Origin of the sequence: Streptococcus mitis (genome assembly GCF_047459985.1) — a bacterium.
Lineage (GTDB): Bacteria > Bacillota > Bacilli > Lactobacillales > Streptococcaceae > Streptococcus > Streptococcus mitis_DZ.
Map to the genome: position 1 here is coordinate 66,396 of NZ_JASHHD010000004.1, position 18,133 is coordinate 84,528.

Sequence of the window (18,133 nt, forward strand, 5' to 3'; positions counted from 1 at the left end):
CATGATTAAAATTTATACAGTCTCAAGTTGTACTAGCTGTAAAAAAGCAAAAACCTGGCTCAATGCCCACCAGTTAAGTTATAAAGAACAAAATCTTGGTAAAGAAGGAATTACGAGAGAAGAATTACTGGATATTCTAACTAAAACAGATAACGGAATAGCCAGCATCGTTTCATCTAAAAATCGCTATGCTAAAGCCCTTGGAGTGGATATTGAAGATTTGAGCGTCAATGAAGTCCTCAATCTGATTATGGAAACACCGAGAATTTTAAAGAGCCCAATCCTTGTAGATGAAAAACGCCTGCAAGTTGGCTATAAGGAAGATGATATTCGTGCCTTCCTACCACGCTCTGTCCGTAATGTAGAAAATGCAGAAGCACGTTTGCGTGCAGCTCTATAAACATCAAGGCTGGGAGCACTTCCCAGTCTTATTCTATGCTTAATTTCAAGAAGAAAGAAGAAAGAAATGAAAAAAATTGTTCTTGTTAGTCTAGCTTTCCTTTTTGTCCTGGTTGGTTGTGGACAAAAAAAAGAAACTGGAACAGCTACAAAAACAGAAAAGGATACGCTTCAGTCAGCATTACCAGTTATTGAAAATGCCGAGAAGAATACAGTTGTAACCAAGACTTTGATCTTGCCAAAGTCAGACGATGGTAGCCAGCAAACCCAAACCATTACATACAAGGATAAGACTTTTTTGAGTTTAACGATTCAACAAAAGCGTCCAGTATCTGATGAATTGAAGACCTATATTGACCAACATGGAGTGGAAGAAACTCAAAAAGCTCTTCTCGAGGCGGAGGAGAAGGATGAGCTCATCATAGAAGCTCGTAAATTAGCAGGATTTAAGCTTGAAACCAAACTATTGAGTGCAACAGAACTTCAAACAACGACTAGTTATGATTTTCAAGTTTTGGATGTCAAGAAGGCTTCTCAGACGGAATATCTGAAGAATATTGGCTTAGAAAATCTTTTGAAGATTGAACCAAGCAAATATATCTCAGACAGATTGGCAAATGGTGCGACAGAACAGTAGAAAATCCAAATAAACAGACTGCTTGATTTGTAGAACGTAAGGAATTATGCTATAATAGTACTATTCTAAGGAAAGAGGGTGTTAGAATGGGATTTACTGAAGAAACAGTACGTTTTAAATTGGACGATTCCAATAAAAAAGAAATTAGCGAAACTCTGACTGATGTTTATGCTTCGTTGAACGATAAGGGCTACAACCCGATTAACCAAATCGTAGGTTACGTATTGAGTGGAGACCCTGCCTACGTTCCTCGTTATAATAATGCACGAAATCAAATCCGTAAGTATGAGCGCGATGAAATCGTTGAAGAATTGGTCCGCTACTACCTTAAAGGACAAGGAGTCGATTTATAACCTATGAGAATTATGGGATTGGACGTCGGTTCAAAAACGGTAGGGGTGGCTATTAGCGATCCGCTTGGTTTTACAGCTCAAGGACTTGAAATCATCCAAATCAACGAGGAGCAAGGCCAATTTGGTTTTGACCGCGTTAAGGAGTTGGTTGATACTTACAAGGTGGAACGATTTGTAGTGGGCTTGCCTAAAAACATGAACAATACAAGCGGACCGCGCGTGGAAGCTAGTCAAGCCTACGGAGCAAAGCTGGAAGAGCTTTTTGGTTTACCAGTAGACTATCAAGATGAACGCTTGACAACAGTTGCCGCAGAGCGTATGTTGATTGAACAAGCAGATATTAGCCGTAACAAGCGCAAGAAAGTCATTGATAAATTAGCAGCTCAGCTGATTTTACAAAATTATTTAGATAGAAAATTTTAATACAAAGGAGAGGCTATGTCACACGATCATAACCACGACCACGAAGAACGTGAATTAATTACACTAGTAGATGAGCAAGGAAATGAAACCTTGTTTGAAATCCTTTTGACGATTGACGGAAAAGAAGAATTTGGGAAAAACTATGTTCTTCTAGTACCAGTTAACGCAGAAGAAGACGAAGACGGACAAGTTGAAATTCAAGCTTACTCATTCATCGAAAACGAAGATGGAACAGAAGGTGAATTGCAGCCAATTCCAGAAGACTCAGAAGACGAATGGAACATGATTGAAGAAGTCTTCAACAGCTTTATGGAGGAGTAAAAATGTTCAGTGAACATTTTTACCCCAACTCCTAGAAATTAGAAGAGTTGGAACGTCCGGGGGACGTTTTTAGCCTGACGCTAAAAATAAAAACCGTCAGTAAGTCTGGGAGACTGTATCAGCCCAACTCCCAGAAATTGGGAAGAGTTGGAACGTCCAGTGGATGTTTTTAGCCCAGCTCTTTGTAATAAGAGAGAGCTGGTAAGTCCAGTGGACGTGTTTAGCCCTGCGCTAGAAATTAGAAACGCAGGCACATTCAGTGGATGTTTTACCCCACGTTAACTTCATAGTAGCTAGTTATTAGCTAACCAGGTGAGAGGTCGGGACGAAAATCCTGGCCTCGTTTTTGTTAGTTATGAGACTTTATTGAGGCAGTTGATTGAACCTGTAATTAAGGAGATGTATATGTTTGAAGTAGAAGAATGGCTCCATAGTCGGATTGGTTTGAATTTTCGCTCAGGTTTGGGCCGAATGCAACAAGCGGTGGATTTGTCGGGGAATCCCGAGAAGTCTTATCCTATTATCCATGTAACAGGGACTAATGGGAAAGGTTCTACCATTGCTTTCATGAGGGAGTTATTTATGGGGCATGGCAAAAAAGTTGCGACCTTTACCTCCCCTCATATCATCTCCATCAATGACCGAATCTGCATTAATGGACAATCTATAGCAGACGCTGATTTTATCCGTTTAGCTGAGCAGATCAAGGAGATGGAAAAAACACTTCTGCAAACCCATGATCAGTTGTCCTTTTTTGAATTGCTGACCTTGATTGCTTTTCTTTATTTTAGAGAGCAAGAGGTGGATTTGGTTTTATTAGAAGTGGGAATTGGCGGCTTACTTGACACGACCAATGTGGTAACTGGAGAGCTTGCTGTCATCACCTCCATCGGACTTGATCATCAGGAGACTCTGGGTGACAGTGTAGCAGCAATTGCAGAGCAGAAAGCTGGTATTTTCAAGGCTGGTAAAAAGGCAGTGATTGCTAAGTTGCCTTCAGAAGCTAGGCTTGTTTGTCAGAAAAAAGCAGACTCTTTAGCTGTTGACCTTTATCAGGCAGGTCAGGATTTTTCAATGCTGAATGGTGATTTTTCAAGTTCTTTACTAAATATTTCACAGCTGAAAATAGGCTTGGAAGGAGCCTATCAGCAGGATAATGCGGCTTTGGCGTTGCAAACTTTTCTTCTCTTTATGAGAGAAGGAAAGGAATCTATTGATGAGCAGGCTGTAAGACAGGCTTTGGAGAAGACCCATTGGGCTGGTCGTTTGGAGCGTATTCGTTCTCAGATTTACTTGGACGGTGCTCATAACCTCCCTGCCTTGACTCGCTTGGTTGAATTTATTAAAGAAAAAGAGCAGGAAGGATATCGTCCTCAAATCCTATTTGGAGCCTTGAAACGGAAGGATTATCAAGGGATGTTGGCTTATCTGACTGAAAAATTGCCTCAGGTGGAACTCAAGGTGACCGGCTTTGACTATCAAGGTTCTTTGGATGAAACAGATGTAACAGGTTACGATATAGTTCCTTCTTACCGAGAATTTATTAGCAATTTTGAAGCAAGAGCAGGTGCCCAGGATTTGTTGTTCGTTACAGGGTCTCTCTATTTTATCTCAGAAGTACGGGGCTACTTGCTGGCCCATGAGCAGATGAATTGACCTCCTTTTTTGAACTTGTTATACTAGGGAAACTACTAGTTAGAAGGAAAAAATTCTGTAAATTGGTAGCAGAAAGGAAATTCGTCATGAAATTAAAAACATTCACACTTTCTCTTGCTTCTCTAGCAAGTCTTAGTCTTTTAGTAGCTTGTTCACAAAGAGCTCAACAGGTTCAACAACCAGCAACTCAATCGCAAACACAACAAACTCAGCAATCACAACCTGCTGCTTCATCTTCTACAGAAAATAGCAACCAGGCAGCAACAAGTTCTTCACAAAATGCGCCTGAGGCTCAACCAACCAATATTGATGGAACTTATACTGGTCAGGACGAAGGAGACCGTATCACTTTAGTGGTAACTGGAACAACTGGTACATGGACACAGGTGGAAACTGATGGGGAACAAGAAATCAAGCAGGTTAGCTTTGATGCCGCTAATCAACGTATGATTATTGGGGATGATGTCAAGATTTATGCAATCAATGGAAATCAGATGATTATCGACGATATGGATAGAGAAGCGTCTGATCGCATTGTTTTATCAAAATAGACTAGAAGGATACTGGTTTTGTCAGTCTCTTTTGCTTTTACTCAGAAAAATGATTATAAATACTTGCCTTCTACCGAATACCTGCGTTATACTAGTATTAATTACCTGTTTTTAGCATTCATACTCTTCGAAAATCTCTTCAAACAACGTCAGCTTCCATCTGCAACCTCAAAACAGTGTTTTGAGTAACCTGCGACTAGCTTCCTAGTTTGCTCTTTGCTTTTCATTGAGTATCAAAATATCAAGGAGGGGATATGAAATATAGAAAATTTCAATTATTGATGTCCAAGTATGGTTTTAGTCTTTCGATTATGCTACTTGAACTTTGTCTTGTTTTTGGTCTCTTTCTTTATTTAGGGCGCATGGCCCCTATTCTATGGGTAATTGTCTTAATTTTTATGAGTATGGCGACTATTGTCGCAATTGTCAATCGCTCAATGGCGCCTGAAAGTAAAGTAATGTGGTTAGTGGTAACTTTTGTTCCTGTCATCGGCCCCTTGCTCTATCTGATGTTTGGTGAAAGACGATTATCCAAAAAAGAAATCAAGCAGTTGGACAAACTTGGTTCTATGCATTTTCGGGAGGATAACAGTAAAGCTCTCCGCCAGAAATTGAAGGAAGAGGATAAGGCTGCTTACGGAGTTATCAAATCTTTGTTAAGTATGGATAGTAACGCCGATGTCTATAATCGAACAGACTCACAATTCTTTTCTTCGGGTGAAAGCATGTGGCAACATATGTTGGAAGACCTCAAGAAAGCTGAGAAATTTATCTTTCTAGAGTACTATATTGTCGAAGAAGGTCTGATGTGGAATAGCATACTAGATATACTAGAGCAAAAGGCAGCTCAGGGTGTAGAGATCAAGATGCTCTATGATGATATCGGCTGTATGGCGACTTTGCCTGGAGATTATACTATTCAGCTTCGTAGTCGAGGAATTGAAGCCCATAAATTTAACAAGGTGATTCCTCGCTTGACGGTGGCTTACAACAATCGGGACCATCGGAAAATCCTTGTCATAGATGGTCAGGTAGCTTATACAGGAGGCATTAACTTAGCCGATGAGTACATCAATCATGTAGAACGCTTTGGCTACTGGAAGGACAGTGGGATTCGCATAGATGGCCCTGGTGTCAAGGCTCTAACCCGTCTCTTTTTGATGACTTGGTACATCAATCGTGGGGAAATCAGCGATTTTGACCAGTATCACCTGGAAAATCAACCTCGTTCTGGCCAAGGGATCTGCATTCCTTACGGTAGTGGACCCAAGCCCATATTCCGTACCCAGGTAGGGAAAAAAGTCTATCAAAGTTTGATTAATCAGGCTACTGATTCAGTCTATATCACAACGCCCTATTTGATTATTGACTATGATTTAACTGAGAGTATTAAAAACGCGGCCATGAGGGGTGTTGATGTCCGCATCGTGACTCCTTTCATTCCGGATAAAAAATTGATCCAACTCATCACAAGAGGGGCCTATCCGGATCTTTTGTCAGCAGGAGTCAGGATTTTTGAGTATAGTCCAGGCTTTATCCATAGTAAACAAATTTTAGTGGATAAGGATTTTGCTGCAGTTGGAACCATTAACTTAGATTATAGAAGTTTGCTTCACCACTATGAAAATGCAGTCTTGCTATATAAAACAGAATCAATTGCTGAGATTCAAAAAGATTTTCGGGAGATTTTTTCATCATCGCAAGAAATTTTCCCTCATACGATAAAAAATAGCTGGTATCAAAAATTGATTAAGGAAATTGCCCAGTTATTCGCCCCTATCTTATAAGAAATCTAGGACTGAGGACACAAACCAGTCCTCTTTTTCTTGCTTTTTACGAATAGAAAGATATAGGGAGGGACGATGCTGACTCAGAAAGAATTGGATTATATCATGTCATTTAAACAGACGCATTTACACCGATTTCGGGAAATTGAAACCTTTGTGAAACTATGCAAAAAATCGCTCAAACAGCCATCGCAAGCTGACAATTTTAGGTCTTTTTGATATACTAAGACAGATAAATTGAATAGGAGAAACGACATGGCTGTATATGGCAGAATAGAAGAAGTATCCAAAACGATACAGAGTAATGAGATTGAAAATAGATTGGATAGGAACCTTGAATCTCATGTAGAAAAAGAAGAACAGGTAGCTTTTCCGTTTTTCAGACTCATCATTGGAAGTACGATTGCAACGGTTTTTTCTGTGGTGCTACCTTTACTTTTAGATATGGTAAGTCCCTCTCAGGCGCAGGATTTGTATATAGGGTGGGCTTTACATCAGGGAGGACAGCTTTACAGTAGCTATTATGCAAGTCACGGTCTTATTTATTACTTGCTACTTTACATCACCCAAGGAGGCATCCTTTTTGCCTTGGTAGAATGGCTAGCCCTCTTAGGAGGAGGTTACTTCCTCTTTTCTTCAACTGACTATCTGACGGGACAAAGGGAACAAGCCAAGCAACTCCTAACCATATTTTATATTTTGGTATCCGGTCTCGGTTTTGGCGGAGGATATGCTACGATTTTAGCTTTGCCATTTCTGTTTGCAGGATTTTCGTTCATAGCAGCTTATCTATCAACTCCTAACCATGACAAGGGATTTCTACGTCTGGGGATTTTCTTGGCCCTATCATTTTTCATAGAGCCTCTTACAAGTCTTCTCTTTATTGCAGTAGTAACAATTGGTTTGTTTGTCTTTAATGTTGGGCATGGTCGCCTTGCTCATGGAGTTTATCAGTTTTTTGCAGCAGCACTTGGCTTTTCTCTCATTTTTTACCCAGTAGGATATTATGTTCTTGCTTCAGGTGGCTTTGGAGAAGCTCTAGGAAGTCTTTTATATCCGATTGATTCCCTTCAGGTCTTTATCAATCCCCAACTAATGGATAATGTTCTATTCTATGGTTTGTTGACCTTTGGTTTAGGAGCTCTCTTCCTTGTTTTTCTAGGTTTGTTCCAATCAAAGGCATCAAGATTATATGTTATTTCAGTACCAGCTAGTTTTGCTTTCATATTTGTATTAGCCTTGTTGCTTTTTTCTCAAGAACCTCTTCACGGTTCGTGTTTGATTCTAATCCTTCCATTTTTACTCCTTCTTTTGATGACCAGTATTCGTGGGAAACATTCAGCTAGAGGAGATCGTCGTCGGAGAAGAGAAGAAGCTCCTACTTTATGGAAAAAATTTATGAAGGGGAATCTCTACTTACCTATCCTAGTGGTGGTTTATCTGATTGCAATTCCTTTTGTGGCTCGTTTTGTTTTGCATCCAGCTTCTTATAGAGAACAACATCAAGTAGTAGACAGAGTCAAACAAGAGACGAGTGATGGTGACCAAATCTATATTTGGGATTCTCATGTTCAAATGTATAAAGAAAGTCAGCGTTTGGCTGGATCCATGTTCCCATCACCTCTTCTTTATACGAATACAGAAGAAAATAAAACTACCTTGATTCATGACTTGAAAGAAAACCAACCTAAGGTGATTGTGGTAAACGACAAGGTGGCTCTCTGGTCTGAGGCGGAGACACTCTTAAAAGAAAATTATCAACAAGTAAAGACTGATTATTCAGAGTTTAAAGTCTATAAAATCAAATAGCCAAATCAATATCTTGTGTATTTTTAAAAATTTTAGGATTTTTAACACAAGATATTGATTTTTATTTTTAGAGTGGTATAATACTTTTTAGAAAGAACATTTTAGAAACGAGCATGTATATGATTGCACTAGAAGAAAAAATTACAACTTTAGCAACCCTCTTCGTTGAAAAACGAGATGGGAGACGTGTTGCATTTGATGTGGACAAGATTGACAAGGCTATCCACAAGGCGGCAGACAAGGTTATGGATGTGACACCCTTGGTCGAAAAACGCCTAAATGCTTTGACCGAGCGAATTGTCACAGAAATTCATAGTCGCTTTCCACAGGGGGTTAAGATTTACGAAATTCAAAATATCGTAGAACATGAACTCCTTGAAGCCAAAGAATATGCGCTAGCTGAGGAGTATATCACTTATCGGACACAGAGGGATTTTGAGCGCTCAAAAGCGACAGATATTAACTTTAGTATCCATAAGCTTCTCAATAAAGATCAGGCAGTTGTCAATGAAAATGCTAATAAGGACAGTGATGTCTTTAATACCCAGCGTGATTTGACAGCAGGGATTGTTGGGAAATCAATCGGACTGCAAATGCTTCCTAAGCACGTAGCCAATGCCCACCAAAAGGGGGATATCCACTATCACGATTTGGACTACAGTCCTTATACCCCTATGACCAACTGCTGTTTGATTGATTTTAAAGGTATGTTGGAAAATGGTTTTAAGATTGGAAATGCAGAGGTAGAAAGTCCCAAGTCTATCCAGACTGCGACAGCTCAGATTTCCCAAATCATCGCCAACGTTGCTTCTAGCCAGTACGGTGGCTGTTCAGCTGACCGTATCGATGAAGTCTTGGCTCCTTACGCAGAGAAGAATTACCAAAAACACCTCAAAGATGCAGAAGAATGGGTCTTGCCTGAAAAACGGGAAGATTACGCTTGGAAGAAAACGCAAAAAGACATCTATGATGCCATGCAATCTCTTGAGTATGAAATCAATACTCTCTTCACTTCAAATGGGCAAACACCTTTTACTTCGCTCGGTTTTGGTCTGGGAACCAATCGTTTTGAGCGTGAAATTCAAAAAGCTATCTTGAACATCCGAATCAAGGGCCTTGGTTCAGAACATCGAACAGCTATCTTCCCTAAACTTATCTTCACGCTTAAAAGAGGACTCAACTTAGAGGAAGGGACACCCAACTACGACATCAAGCAGTTGGCTCTAGAGTGCGCAACCAAGCGGATGTATCCAGACGTCTTGTCTTATGATAAGATTGTTGACTTGACAGGTTCTTTCAAAGTTCCTATGGGTTGTCGTTCTTTCCTTCAAGGATGGAAAGACGAGAATGGCGTAGAAGTCAATTCAGGTCGGATGAATCTAGGCGTTGTGACGGTCAATCTTCCTCGCATCGCCCTCGAGTCTGATGGTGACATGAATAAGTTCTGGGAAATCTTCAACGAGCGTATGAATATCGCTGAAGATGCTCTTGTTTACCGTGTCGAACGCACTAAAGAGGCGACACCAGCCAATGCTCCTATCCTTTATCAGTACGGTGCTTTTGGCCATCGTCTAGGTAAAGAAGAAAGTGTTGACCAGCTCTTTAAGAATCGTCGGGCAACAGTTTCGCTGGGCTATATCGGTTTGTATGAAGTAGCGACTGTTTTCTTTGGTAACAGCTGGGAAAGCAATCCAGATGCTAAGGAATTCACGCTAGACATCATTCGCGATATGAAACGCCGTGTAGAAGAGTGGTCTGACCAATATGGCTATCATTTCTCTATCTACTCAACACCATCTGAAAGTTTGACAGATCGTTTCTGCCGACTAGATACAGACAAGTTTGGCTCTATTCCTGATATTACAGACAAGGAATACTACACCAATTCTTTCCACTACGATGTTCGTAAAAATCCAACACCGTTTGAAAAATTGGACTTTGAGAAAGTCTATCCAGAAGCAGGTGCGTCAGGTGGTTTCATTCATTACTGTGAGTATCCAGTCCTTCAGCAAAATCCAAAGGCCTTGGAAGCTGTCTGGGACTATGCCTATGACCGTGTCGGCTATCTAGGGACCAATACACCAATTGACCGTTGCTACAAGTGTGACTTTGAAGGGGATTTTGAACCAACTGAGAGAGGATTTGCTTGTCCAAACTGTGGCAATAGCGACCCTAAAACAGTAGATGTGGTCAAACGAACTTGTGGCTACCTAGGTAATCCTCAAGCGCGTCCGATGGTTAATGGACGTCACAAGGAAATCGCTGCGCGTGTCAAACATATGAATGGTTCAACGATTAAAATAGCTGGCCATCAAGTAACAAATTAGAAAGAACTGAAATGGGAAAATATCAATTAGATGATAAGGGACGTGCACAAGTGACCCGTTATCACGAGAAACACTCTAAAGGTGGAGCTGGTAAGAAAGAACGTTTGCTTAGCCTCAGAGAACAATTTTTAAACAAGAATAAGAAGAAATAAAAGTGAGAGTCAGCTCTCGCTTTTCTCTTAGTGGGAGGTAAGGATGGAACTACGAAGACCAAGATTAGCAGATAAAGAAACAGTTTTAGAGATGATGGCAGAGTTTGAAAAATATCAGTCGCCTCACGACGGTGGTTTCTGGGATACAGAGAACTTTGTGTATGAAGAATGGTTGGAAACAAATATGCAAAAAGAGATGGGAATAAACTTGCCTGAAAATCGTGTTCCTTCTATTCAATTTGTATCATTTGATGATGTAGGCCGTGCTCTAGGATTTTTGAATCTGCGATTGAGACTGAATGAGGGTTTATTGAATTATGCTGGTCACATTGGCTACTCCATTCGTCCATCAGAAAGAGTCAAGGGTTATGCTAAGGAAACTCTCCGTCAGGGCTTGCAAGTTGCTAAGGAAAAGAACATCAAGAGAACGCTTGTGACCTGTAGCGTGAATAATCCTGCTAGCAGAGCAGTCATTTTAGCAAATGGTGGGCTCCTTGAGGATGTTCGTAATGGAGTCGAGCGTTATTGGATAGAGGTAGCGAATGAATAATCCAAAACCACAAGAATGGAAAAGCGAAGAACTCAGTCAAGGGCGGATTATTGATTACAAGGCCTTCAACTTTGTAGATGGAGAGGGTGTGCGTAACTCCCTCTATGTATCAGGTTGCATGTTTCACTGCGAGGGATGTTATAATGTTGCGACTTGGTCTTTTAATGCTGGCATTCCTTATACAGCAGAATTAGAAGAACAGATCATGGAAGATCTCGCTCAACCTTATGTTCAAGGCTTGACTTTATTAGGAGGAGAACCCTTCCTTAATACAGGAATCCTTTTGCCACTCGTGAAACGTATCCGGAAGGAATTGCCAGACAAAGACATCTGGTCCTGGACGGGCTATACATGGGAAGAAATGTTGTTGGAAACTCCAGATAAACTGGAACTCTTATCATTGATTGACATTCTTGTCGATGGACGATACGATCGAACTAAGAGAAATCTCATGCTCCAATTTCGAGGTTCGTCCAATCAACGCATTATCGATGTGCAAAAATCCCTCCAAAGTGGTCAAGTGGTTATTTGGGATAAACTCAATGATGGAAAAGAAAGCTACGAGCAGGTGAAAAGAGAAAATGAATAAAAGAGAGTTCATAAACAGTCTGGTTTTAGAGATAGAATCGGGGAAAATCAAGACACTGGGCATTTACGGGCACGGGGCATCAGGTAAATCAACCTTTGCCCAAGACTTGTACCAAGCCCTAGATTCTGCAAAAGTAAACTTATTAGAAACCGATCCTTACATTACTTCAAACCGTCATTTAGTGGTACCAAAGGAGACTCCCAACCAAAAAGTGACTGCTTGTTTACCTGTGGCTCATGAACTGGTAAGTTTAGAAAGAGACATTCTCGCTTTAAAGGCTGGTATGGATATCTTAACGATTGATGAGCCTTGGAAACCCAGTGAAGTCTTGCCGGGTTCAAAACCAATTCTGATTGTCGAAGGTATGTCTGTGGGTTTTCTTCCCAAAGAACTATTTGACAGAACAATTTGCTTCTATACTGATGATGAAACGGAATTAGAGATACGACTGTGAGAAATCATGATGCATCCTTTATATTAGCTAGTCAGCAGATGAGACGGGAACAGTATCTACAATACTATAAAGAAACTGAGTCTAGAGCGGACATCTTGGTAGATCAATCAGGAAATCAATTTATTATCAAATATTGACACTTTAAATAGAAGAAAAACTGTAAATTCACTTCCAAGCAGAGGGGGAATTTCGCCATTCATAAAAAGAAAACAGTTTCATCTAAAAAATTTTAAAAAACCTATCAAATCCCTTGCAATCGCAGGGGCTTTGTGTTATTCTATTATGGTGCTGTAAATTACAGCTTTAGCTTTGATGCAAGAGGTTGCGACACGCTCGGTTGCATTGCCACGCAACGCGCGTCGGTTTTCTTGTGGAGCTAGCCTATTATCTTAAATAGACGAAAAGGAGAAAAAGATGGCAAACAAAAAAATCCGTATCCGTTTGAAAGCTTACGAACACCGTACGCTTGACACAGCGGCTGCAAAAATCGTAGAATCAGCTACTCGTACAGGTGCACAAGTTGCGGGTCCAATCCCACTTCCAACTGAGCGTAGCCTCTACACAATCATTCGTGCGACTCACAAATACAAAGACTCTCGCGAACAATTTGAAATGCGTACACACAAACGTTTGATCGATATCGTTAACCCAACTCAAAAAACAGTTGACGCTTTGATGAAATTGGATCTTCCAAGTGGTGTAAACGTAGAAATCAAACTTTAATCTAAAATATAAAAGAGCAAAAGCTGGTGTTTCAATTGAATTGAACACGGGCTAAACTCGGTGTGAAAAAGATAAACTTCCTAGTGTCTGCAAGACACTGCGTCAGTTTCCTATTTTCACTTAGAGTTTGACGCCCTTTGTATCTTAGACTTGAGCATAAAAAACGCTCGTTAAAAACTTTTTGAATAAAAAATATAGAAAAGGAACTATTTTCTCATGACAAAAGGAATCTTAGGGAAAAAAGTGGGAATGACTCAAATCTTCACTGAAGCTGGCGAATTGATCCCTGTAACAGTTATTGAAGCAACTCCAAACGTTGTTCTTCAAGTTAAAACTGTTGAAACAGACGGATACAACGCTATCCAAGTTGGTTTCGATGACAAACGCGAAGTATTGAGCAACAAACCTGCTAAAGGACATGTAGCGAAAGCTAACACGGCTCCTAAGCGCTTCATTCGTGAATTCAAAAACGTTGAAGGCTTGGAAGTTGGTGCTGAAATCACAGTTGAAACTTTCGCAGCTGGAGATGTTGTTGACGTAACTGGTACTTCTAAAGGTAAAGGTTTCCAAGGTGTTATCAAACGCCACGGACAATCACGTGGACCTATGGCTCACGGTTCTCGTTACCACCGTCGTCCAGGTTCTATGGGACCTGTTGCACCTAACCGCGTATTCAAAGGTAAAAACCTTGCAGGACGTATGGGTGGCGACCGTGTAACAATTCAAAACCTTGAAGTTGTACAAGTTGTTCCAGAAAAGAACGTTATCCTTATCAAAGGTAACGTACCAGGTGCTAAGAAATCTCTTATCACTATCAAATCAGCAGTTAAAGCTGGTAAATAATAAGGAAAGGGGAATACAGTCAAAATGGCAAATGTAACATTATTCGACCAAACTGGTAAACAAGCGGGCGAAGTTGTTCTTAACGATGCAATCTTTGGTATCGAACCAAACCAATCTGTTGTGTTTGATGTCATCATCAGCCAACGTGCTAGCCTTCGTCAAGGAACTCACGCTGTTAAAAACCGTTCAGCCGTTTCAGGTGGCGGACGCAAACCATGGCGTCAAAAAGGAACTGGACGTGCTCGTCAAGGTTCTATTCGCTCTCCACAATGGCGTGGTGGTGGAATCGTCTTCGGACCAACTCCACGTAGCTATGCGTACAAACTTCCTCAAAAAGTTCGTCGCCTTGCACTAAAATCTGTTTACTCAGAAAAAGTTGCTGAAAACAAATTTGTAGCCGTTGATTCTCTTGAATTTACAGCTCCAAAAACTGCTGAATTTGCAAAAGTTCTTGCAGCTTTGAGCATCGATTCTAAAGTCCTTGTTATTCTTGAAGAAGGAAACGAATTCGCAGCTCTTTCAGCTCGTAACCTTCCAAACGTGAAAGTTGCGACTGCTACAACTGCAAGTGTTCTTGACATCGCAAATAGTGACAAACTTCTTGTTACTCAAGCAGCTATCTCTAAAATCGAGGAGGTTCTTGCATAATGAATTTGTATGATGTTATCAAAAAACCTGTTATCACTGAAAGCTCAATGGCTCAACTTGAAGCAGGCAAATATGTATTTGAAGTTGACACTCGTGCGCACAAACTTTTGATCAAGCAAGCTGTTGAAGCTGCTTTCGAAGGTGTTAAAGTTGCAAATGTTAACACAATCAACGTAAAACCTAAAGCTAAACGTGTTGGACGTTACACTGGTTTTACTAACAAAACTAAAAAAGCTATCATTACACTTACAGCTGATTCAAAAGCAATCGAGTTGTTTGCTGCTGAAGCTGAATAATCTAAGGAGGAAATATCGTGGGAATTCGTGTTTATAAACCAACAACAAACGGTCGCCGTAATATGACTTCTTTGGATTTCGCTGAAATCACAACAAGCACACCTGAAAAAACTTTGCTTGTTGCTTTGAAGAACAAGGCTGGCCGTAACAACAACGGTCGTATCACAGTTCGTCACCAAGGTGGTGGACACAAACGTTTCTACCGTTTGGTTGACTTCAAACGTAACAAAGATAACGTTGAAGCAGTTGTTAAAACTATCGAGTACGATCCAAACCGTTCTGCAAACATCGCTCTTGTACACTACACTGACGGTGTGAAAGCATACATCATCGCTCCAAAAGGTCTTGAAGTAGGTCAACGTATCGTTTCAGGTCCAGAAGCAGATATCAAAGTCGGAAACGCTCTTCCACTTGCTAACATCCCAGTTGGTACTTTGATCCACAACATCGAATTGAAACCAGGTCGTGGTGGAGAATTGGTACGTGCTGCTGGAGCTTCTGCTCAAGTATTGGGTCAAGAAGGTAAATACGTACTTGTTCGTCTTCAATCAGGTGAAGTTCGTATGATTCTTGGAACTTGTCGTGCTACAGTTGGTGTTGTCGGAAACGAACAACATGGACTTGTAAACCTTGGTAAAGCAGGACGTAGCCGTTGGAAAGGTATCCGCCCAACAGTTCGTGGTTCTGTAATGAACCCTAACGATCACCCACACGGTGGTGGTGAAGGTAAAGCACCAGTTGGTCGTAAAGCACCATCAACTCCATGGGGCAAACCTGCTCTTGGTCTTAAAACTCGTAACAAGAAAGCGAAATCTGACAAACTTATCGTTCGTCGTCGCAACGAGAAATAATTTTAAACTAGTCGCTTAAGTGCTAGATAATCCGCCAGCTCGGTAGCGCTCCTCGTGAGCGCAAGCCGCTGTGGTACTATATTTAAAGGAGAAAATATAAAAATGGGACGCAGTCTTAAAAAAGGACCTTTCGTCGATGAGCATTTGATGAAAAAAGTTGAAGCTCAAGCTAACGACGAAAAGAAAAAAGTTATCAAAACTTGGTCACGTCGTTCAACGATCTTCCCAAGTTTCATTGGTTACACTATCGCAGTTTATGATGGACGTAAACACGTACCTGTTTACATCCAAGAAGACATGGTAGGTCACAAGCTTGGTGAATTTGCACCAACTCGTACTTACAAAGGTCACGCCGCAGACGACAAGAAGACACGTAGAAAATAAGGAGAACATAAATGGCAGAAATTACTTCAGCTAAAGCAATGGCTCGCACAGTACGTGTTTCACCTCGTAAATCACGTCTTGTTCTTGATAACATTCGTGGGAAAAGCGTAGCCGATGCAATCGCAATTTTGACATTCACTCCAAACAAAGCTGCTGAAATCATCTTGAAAGTTTTGAACTCAGCTGTAGCTAACGCTGAAAACAACTTTGGTTTGGATAAAGCTAACTTGGTAGTATCTGAAGCATTCGCAAACGAAGGACCAACTATGAAACGTTTCCGTCCACGTGCGAAAGGTTCAGCTTCACCAATCAACAAACGTACAGCTCACATCACTGTAGCTGTTGCAGAAAAATAAGGAGGTAAAATCGTGGGTCAAAAAGTACATCCAATTGGTATGCGTGTCGGCATCATCCGTGATTGGGATGCCAAATGGTATGCTGAAAAAGAATACGCGGATTACCTTCATGAAGATCTTGCAATCCGTAAATTCGTTCAAAAAGAACTTGCTGACGCAGCAGTTTCAACTATTGAAATCGAACGCGCAGTAAACAAAGTTAACGTTTCACTTCACACTGCTAAACCAGGTATGGTTATCGGTAAAGGTGGTGCTAACGTTGATGCACTCCGTGCAAAACTTAACAAATTGACTGGAAAACAAGTACACATCAACATCATCGAAATCAAACAACCTGATTTGGATGCTCACCTTGTTGGTGAAGGAATTGCTCGTCAATTGGAGCAACGTGTTGCTTTCCGTCGTGCACAAAAACAAGCAATCCAACGTGCTATGCGTGCTGGAGCTAAAGGAATTAAAACTCAAGTATCAGGTCGTTTGAACGGTGCAGATATCGCTCGTGCAGAAGGATACTCTGAAGGTACAGTTCCACTTCACACACTTCGCGCAGATATCGATTACGCTTGGGAAGAAGCAGATACTACATACGGTAAACTTGGTGTTAAAGTATGGATCTACCGTGGTGAAGTTCTTCCAGCTCGTAAAAACACTAAAGGAGGTAAATAACCAATGTTAGTACCTAAACGTGTTAAACACCGTCGTGAATTCCGTGGTAAAATGCGCGGTGAAGCTAAAGGTGGAAAAGAAGTAGCATTCGGTGAATACGGTCTTCAAGCTACAACTAGCCACTGGATCACTAACCGCCAAATCGAAGCTGCTCGTATCGCCATGACTCGTTACATGAAACGTGGTGGTAAAGTTTGGATTAAAATCTTCCCACACAAATCATACACTGCTAAAGCTATCGGTGTGCGTATGGGATCTGGTAAAGGGGCACCTGAAGGTTGGGTAGCACCAGTTAAACGTGGTAAAGTGATGTTCGAAATCGCTGGTGTATCTGAAGAGATCGCTCGCGAAGCGCTTCGTCTTGCTAGCCACAAATTGCCAGTTAAATGTAAATTCGTAAAACGTGAAGCAGAATAAGGAGAAGGCATGAAACTTAATGAAGTAAAAGAATTTGTTAAAGAACTTCGTGGTCTTTCTCAAGAAGAACTCGCGAAGCGCGAAAACGAATTGAAAAAAGAATTGTTTGAACTTCGTTTCCAAGCTGCTACTGGTCAATTGGAACAAACAGCTCGCTTGAAAGAAGTTAAAAAACAAATCGCTCGTATCAAAACAGTTCAATCTGAAGCGAAATAATAGACTAGGGAAGGAGAAATTTCAATGGAACGCAATAATCGTAAAGTTCTTGTTGGACGTGTTGTATCTGACAAAATGGACAAGACAATCACAGTTGTAGTTGAAACAAAACGTAACCACCCAGTCTATGGTAAACGTATTAACTACTCTAAAAAATACAAAGCTCATGATGAAAACAATGTTGCCAAAGAAGGCGATATCGTTCGTATCATGGAAACTCGCCCGCTTTCAGCTACAAAACGTTTCCGTCTTGTAGAAGTTGTTGAAGAAGCGGTCATCATCTAATCAAACCTGAAAGGAGAAAACTGAAATGATTCAAACAGAAACTCGTTTGAAAGTCGCAGACAACAGCGGTGCTCGCGAAATCTTGACTATCAAAGTTCTTGGTGGTTCAGGACGTAAATTTGCAAACATCGGTGATGTTATCGTGGCATCTGTAAAACAAGCTACTCCTGGTGGTGCGGTTAAAAAAGGTGACGTTGTTAAAGCAGTTATCGTTCGTACTAAATCAGGTGCTCGTCGTGCTGATGGTTCATACATCAAATTTGACGAAAACGCAGCAGTTATCATCCGTGAAGACAAAACTCCTCGCGGAACACGTATCTTTGGCCCAGTTGCACGTGAATTGCGTGAAGGTGGCTTCATGAAGATCGTGTCACTTGCTCCAGAAGTACTTTAATTTTTAGAAACAAACTAGTCCCCTAGCTTCAAGCTAGGGTGCCCTT

Annotated in this window: 25 protein-coding genes and 1 pseudogene; all 26 read left to right on the plus strand. The window is 40.9% G+C overall.

Annotation, left to right across the window (positions count from 1 at the left end; all coding sequences use genetic code 11):
• Position 1 precedes the first annotated feature (1 nt).
• The 26 genes and pseudogenes from spx to rplN all read left to right on the plus strand — a co-directional run bounded on the left by spx (position 2) and on the right by rplN (position 18,087).
• On the plus strand, positions 2 to 400 hold the full coding sequence (gene spx, locus QM959_RS04045) for a transcriptional regulator Spx (RefSeq protein ID WP_000591165.1): 399 nt from the start codon (positions 2 to 4) through the stop codon (positions 398 to 400).
• A gap of 66 nt (positions 401 to 466) precedes the next feature.
• Complete coding sequence (locus tag QM959_RS04050) at positions 467 to 1,036, plus strand: SP0191 family lipoprotein (protein WP_414371608.1); 570 nt, start codon at positions 467 to 469, stop codon at positions 1,034 to 1,036.
• Positions 1,037 to 1,122: 86 nt separating this feature from the next.
• On the plus strand, positions 1,123 to 1,389 hold the full coding sequence (locus QM959_RS04055) for an IreB family regulatory phosphoprotein (RefSeq protein ID WP_000507059.1): 267 nt from the start codon (positions 1,123 to 1,125) through the stop codon (positions 1,387 to 1,389).
• Between the two features lie 3 nt (positions 1,390 to 1,392).
• Entirely contained in the window at positions 1,393 to 1,812 is a 420-nt protein-coding gene (gene ruvX, locus QM959_RS04060) for a Holliday junction resolvase RuvX (RefSeq protein WP_004239076.1), read from the plus strand.
• Positions 1,813 to 1,827: 15 nt separating this feature from the next.
• Entirely contained in the window at positions 1,828 to 2,133 is a 306-nt protein-coding gene (locus tag QM959_RS04065) for a DUF1292 domain-containing protein (protein WP_000017620.1), read from the plus strand.
• A gap of 405 nt (positions 2,134 to 2,538) precedes the next feature.
• The gene (locus QM959_RS04070) at positions 2,539 to 3,789 is read left to right on the plus strand and encodes a bifunctional folylpolyglutamate synthase/dihydrofolate synthase (protein WP_261022533.1); all 1,251 of its coding nucleotides are present in this window, start codon (positions 2,539 to 2,541) and stop codon (positions 3,787 to 3,789) included.
• Between the two features lie 86 nt (positions 3,790 to 3,875).
• The gene (locus QM959_RS04075) at positions 3,876 to 4,340 is read left to right on the plus strand and encodes an SP_0198 family lipoprotein (protein ID WP_414371609.1); all 465 of its coding nucleotides are present in this window, start codon (positions 3,876 to 3,878) and stop codon (positions 4,338 to 4,340) included.
• A 254-nt stretch (positions 4,341 to 4,594) separates the two neighbouring features.
• Positions 4,595 to 6,127 (plus strand): cardiolipin synthase, encoded by a 1,533-nt coding sequence (gene cls / locus QM959_RS04080; protein WP_227325500.1) that lies wholly within the window; start codon positions 4,595 to 4,597, stop codon positions 6,125 to 6,127.
• A gap of 255 nt (positions 6,128 to 6,382) precedes the next feature.
• Positions 6,383 to 7,936 (plus strand): hypothetical protein, encoded by a 1,554-nt coding sequence (locus tag QM959_RS04085; RefSeq protein ID WP_049510973.1) that lies wholly within the window; start codon positions 6,383 to 6,385, stop codon positions 7,934 to 7,936.
• Positions 7,937 to 8,055: 119 nt separating this feature from the next.
• Positions 8,056 to 10,263: an anaerobic ribonucleoside-triphosphate reductase gene (nrdD, locus tag QM959_RS04090; RefSeq protein WP_261015114.1), complete on the plus strand. Its 2,208-nt coding sequence runs from the start codon at positions 8,056 to 8,058 to the stop codon at positions 10,261 to 10,263.
• Positions 10,264 to 10,274: 11 nt separating this feature from the next.
• Positions 10,275 to 10,415, plus strand: a complete 141-nt coding sequence (locus QM959_RS04095; RefSeq protein WP_000521621.1) for a hypothetical protein — start codon at positions 10,275 to 10,277, stop codon at positions 10,413 to 10,415.
• A gap of 43 nt (positions 10,416 to 10,458) precedes the next feature.
• Positions 10,459 to 10,965, plus strand: a complete 507-nt coding sequence (locus tag QM959_RS04100; RefSeq protein WP_261053002.1) for a GNAT family N-acetyltransferase — start codon at positions 10,459 to 10,461, stop codon at positions 10,963 to 10,965.
• The gene (gene nrdG / locus QM959_RS04105; protein ID WP_414371611.1) at positions 10,958 to 11,554 is read left to right on the plus strand and encodes an anaerobic ribonucleoside-triphosphate reductase activating protein; all 597 of its coding nucleotides are present in this window, start codon (positions 10,958 to 10,960) and stop codon (positions 11,552 to 11,554) included. Before QM959_RS04100 ends, nrdG begins: the two co-directional genes overlap by 8 nt.
• Positions 11,547 to 12,145 (plus strand): annotated as a pseudogene (locus QM959_RS04110) (uridine kinase family protein). The gene nrdG and the pseudogene QM959_RS04110 overlap by 8 nt, the downstream one beginning before the upstream one ends.
• A gap of 277 nt (positions 12,146 to 12,422) precedes the next feature.
• Positions 12,423 to 12,731: a 30S ribosomal protein S10 gene (gene rpsJ / locus QM959_RS04115; protein ID WP_001284513.1), complete on the plus strand. Its 309-nt coding sequence runs from the start codon at positions 12,423 to 12,425 to the stop codon at positions 12,729 to 12,731.
• A 216-nt stretch (positions 12,732 to 12,947) separates the two neighbouring features.
• Complete coding sequence (gene rplC / locus QM959_RS04120; RefSeq protein ID WP_000160197.1) at positions 12,948 to 13,574, plus strand: 50S ribosomal protein L3; 627 nt, start codon at positions 12,948 to 12,950, stop codon at positions 13,572 to 13,574.
• A gap of 24 nt (positions 13,575 to 13,598) precedes the next feature.
• Positions 13,599 to 14,222, plus strand: a complete 624-nt coding sequence (gene rplD / locus QM959_RS04125; RefSeq protein WP_000024549.1) for a 50S ribosomal protein L4 — start codon at positions 13,599 to 13,601, stop codon at positions 14,220 to 14,222.
• Complete coding sequence (locus QM959_RS04130) at positions 14,222 to 14,518, plus strand: 50S ribosomal protein L23 (RefSeq protein WP_001055347.1); 297 nt, start codon at positions 14,222 to 14,224, stop codon at positions 14,516 to 14,518. The genes rplD and QM959_RS04130 overlap by 1 nt, the downstream gene beginning before the upstream one ends.
• Positions 14,519 to 14,535: 17 nt before the next feature.
• Entirely contained in the window at positions 14,536 to 15,369 is an 834-nt protein-coding gene (gene rplB, locus QM959_RS04135; RefSeq protein WP_006144707.1) for a 50S ribosomal protein L2, read from the plus strand.
• Between the two features lie 102 nt (positions 15,370 to 15,471).
• The gene (gene rpsS, locus QM959_RS04140; protein WP_000533766.1) at positions 15,472 to 15,753 is read left to right on the plus strand and encodes a 30S ribosomal protein S19; all 282 of its coding nucleotides are present in this window, start codon (positions 15,472 to 15,474) and stop codon (positions 15,751 to 15,753) included.
• An 11-nt stretch (positions 15,754 to 15,764) separates the two neighbouring features.
• On the plus strand, positions 15,765 to 16,109 hold the full coding sequence (gene rplV, locus QM959_RS04145) for a 50S ribosomal protein L22 (RefSeq protein ID WP_000818137.1): 345 nt from the start codon (positions 15,765 to 15,767) through the stop codon (positions 16,107 to 16,109).
• A gap of 12 nt (positions 16,110 to 16,121) precedes the next feature.
• Positions 16,122 to 16,775, plus strand: a complete 654-nt coding sequence (rpsC, locus tag QM959_RS04150; protein ID WP_000529936.1) for a 30S ribosomal protein S3 — start codon at positions 16,122 to 16,124, stop codon at positions 16,773 to 16,775.
• A gap of 3 nt (positions 16,776 to 16,778) precedes the next feature.
• Entirely contained in the window at positions 16,779 to 17,192 is a 414-nt protein-coding gene (gene rplP / locus QM959_RS04155; RefSeq protein ID WP_000960946.1) for a 50S ribosomal protein L16, read from the plus strand.
• Positions 17,193 to 17,201: 9 nt separating this feature from the next.
• Entirely contained in the window at positions 17,202 to 17,408 is a 207-nt protein-coding gene (rpmC, locus tag QM959_RS04160; protein WP_000772918.1) for a 50S ribosomal protein L29, read from the plus strand.
• 24 nt (positions 17,409 to 17,432) lie between these two features.
• Positions 17,433 to 17,693: a 30S ribosomal protein S17 gene (rpsQ, locus tag QM959_RS04165; protein WP_000440801.1), complete on the plus strand. Its 261-nt coding sequence runs from the start codon at positions 17,433 to 17,435 to the stop codon at positions 17,691 to 17,693.
• A gap of 25 nt (positions 17,694 to 17,718) precedes the next feature.
• Positions 17,719 to 18,087 carry a 50S ribosomal protein L14 gene (rplN, locus tag QM959_RS04170; RefSeq protein ID WP_000616545.1) on the plus strand — a complete coding sequence of 123 codons (369 nt, stop codon included), beginning with the start codon at positions 17,719 to 17,721 and terminating at the stop codon, positions 18,085 to 18,087.
• The last annotated feature ends 46 nt before the right edge of the window (positions 18,088 to 18,133 follow it).

Bases quoted from the DNA above. Each gene is read 5' to 3' on its own strand.
- spx (WP_000591165.1), top strand. From the start codon at position 2: ATGATTAAAATTTATACAGTCTCAAGTTGTACTAGCTGTAAAAAAGCA.
- QM959_RS04050 (WP_414371608.1), top strand. From the start codon at position 467: ATGAAAAAAATTGTTCTTGTTAGTCTAGCTTTCCTTTTTGTCCTGGTT.
- QM959_RS04055 (WP_000507059.1), top strand. From the start codon at position 1,123: ATGGGATTTACTGAAGAAACAGTACGTTTTAAATTGGACGATTCCAAT.
- ruvX (WP_004239076.1), top strand. From the start codon at position 1,393: ATGAGAATTATGGGATTGGACGTCGGTTCAAAAACGGTAGGGGTGGCT.
- QM959_RS04065 (WP_000017620.1), top strand. From the start codon at position 1,828: ATGTCACACGATCATAACCACGACCACGAAGAACGTGAATTAATTACA.
- QM959_RS04070 (WP_261022533.1), top strand. From the start codon at position 2,539: ATGTTTGAAGTAGAAGAATGGCTCCATAGTCGGATTGGTTTGAATTTT.
- QM959_RS04075 (WP_414371609.1), top strand. From the start codon at position 3,876: ATGAAATTAAAAACATTCACACTTTCTCTTGCTTCTCTAGCAAGTCTT.
- cls (WP_227325500.1), top strand. From the start codon at position 4,595: ATGAAATATAGAAAATTTCAATTATTGATGTCCAAGTATGGTTTTAGT.
- QM959_RS04085 (WP_049510973.1), top strand. From the start codon at position 6,383: ATGGCTGTATATGGCAGAATAGAAGAAGTATCCAAAACGATACAGAGT.
- nrdD (WP_261015114.1), top strand. From the start codon at position 8,056: ATGATTGCACTAGAAGAAAAAATTACAACTTTAGCAACCCTCTTCGTT.
- QM959_RS04095 (WP_000521621.1), top strand. From the start codon at position 10,275: ATGGGAAAATATCAATTAGATGATAAGGGACGTGCACAAGTGACCCGT.
- QM959_RS04100 (WP_261053002.1), top strand. From the start codon at position 10,459: ATGGAACTACGAAGACCAAGATTAGCAGATAAAGAAACAGTTTTAGAG.
- nrdG (WP_414371611.1), top strand. From the start codon at position 10,958: ATGAATAATCCAAAACCACAAGAATGGAAAAGCGAAGAACTCAGTCAA.
- rpsJ (WP_001284513.1), top strand. From the start codon at position 12,423: ATGGCAAACAAAAAAATCCGTATCCGTTTGAAAGCTTACGAACACCGT.
- rplC (WP_000160197.1), top strand. From the start codon at position 12,948: ATGACAAAAGGAATCTTAGGGAAAAAAGTGGGAATGACTCAAATCTTC.
- rplD (WP_000024549.1), top strand. From the start codon at position 13,599: ATGGCAAATGTAACATTATTCGACCAAACTGGTAAACAAGCGGGCGAA.
- QM959_RS04130 (WP_001055347.1), top strand. From the start codon at position 14,222: ATGAATTTGTATGATGTTATCAAAAAACCTGTTATCACTGAAAGCTCA.
- rpsS (WP_000533766.1), top strand. From the start codon at position 15,472: ATGGGACGCAGTCTTAAAAAAGGACCTTTCGTCGATGAGCATTTGATG.
- rplV (WP_000818137.1), top strand. From the start codon at position 15,765: ATGGCAGAAATTACTTCAGCTAAAGCAATGGCTCGCACAGTACGTGTT.
- rplP (WP_000960946.1), top strand. From the start codon at position 16,779: ATGTTAGTACCTAAACGTGTTAAACACCGTCGTGAATTCCGTGGTAAA.
- rpmC (WP_000772918.1), top strand. From the start codon at position 17,202: ATGAAACTTAATGAAGTAAAAGAATTTGTTAAAGAACTTCGTGGTCTT.
- rpsQ (WP_000440801.1), top strand. From the start codon at position 17,433: ATGGAACGCAATAATCGTAAAGTTCTTGTTGGACGTGTTGTATCTGAC.
- rplN (WP_000616545.1), top strand. From the start codon at position 17,719: ATGATTCAAACAGAAACTCGTTTGAAAGTCGCAGACAACAGCGGTGCT.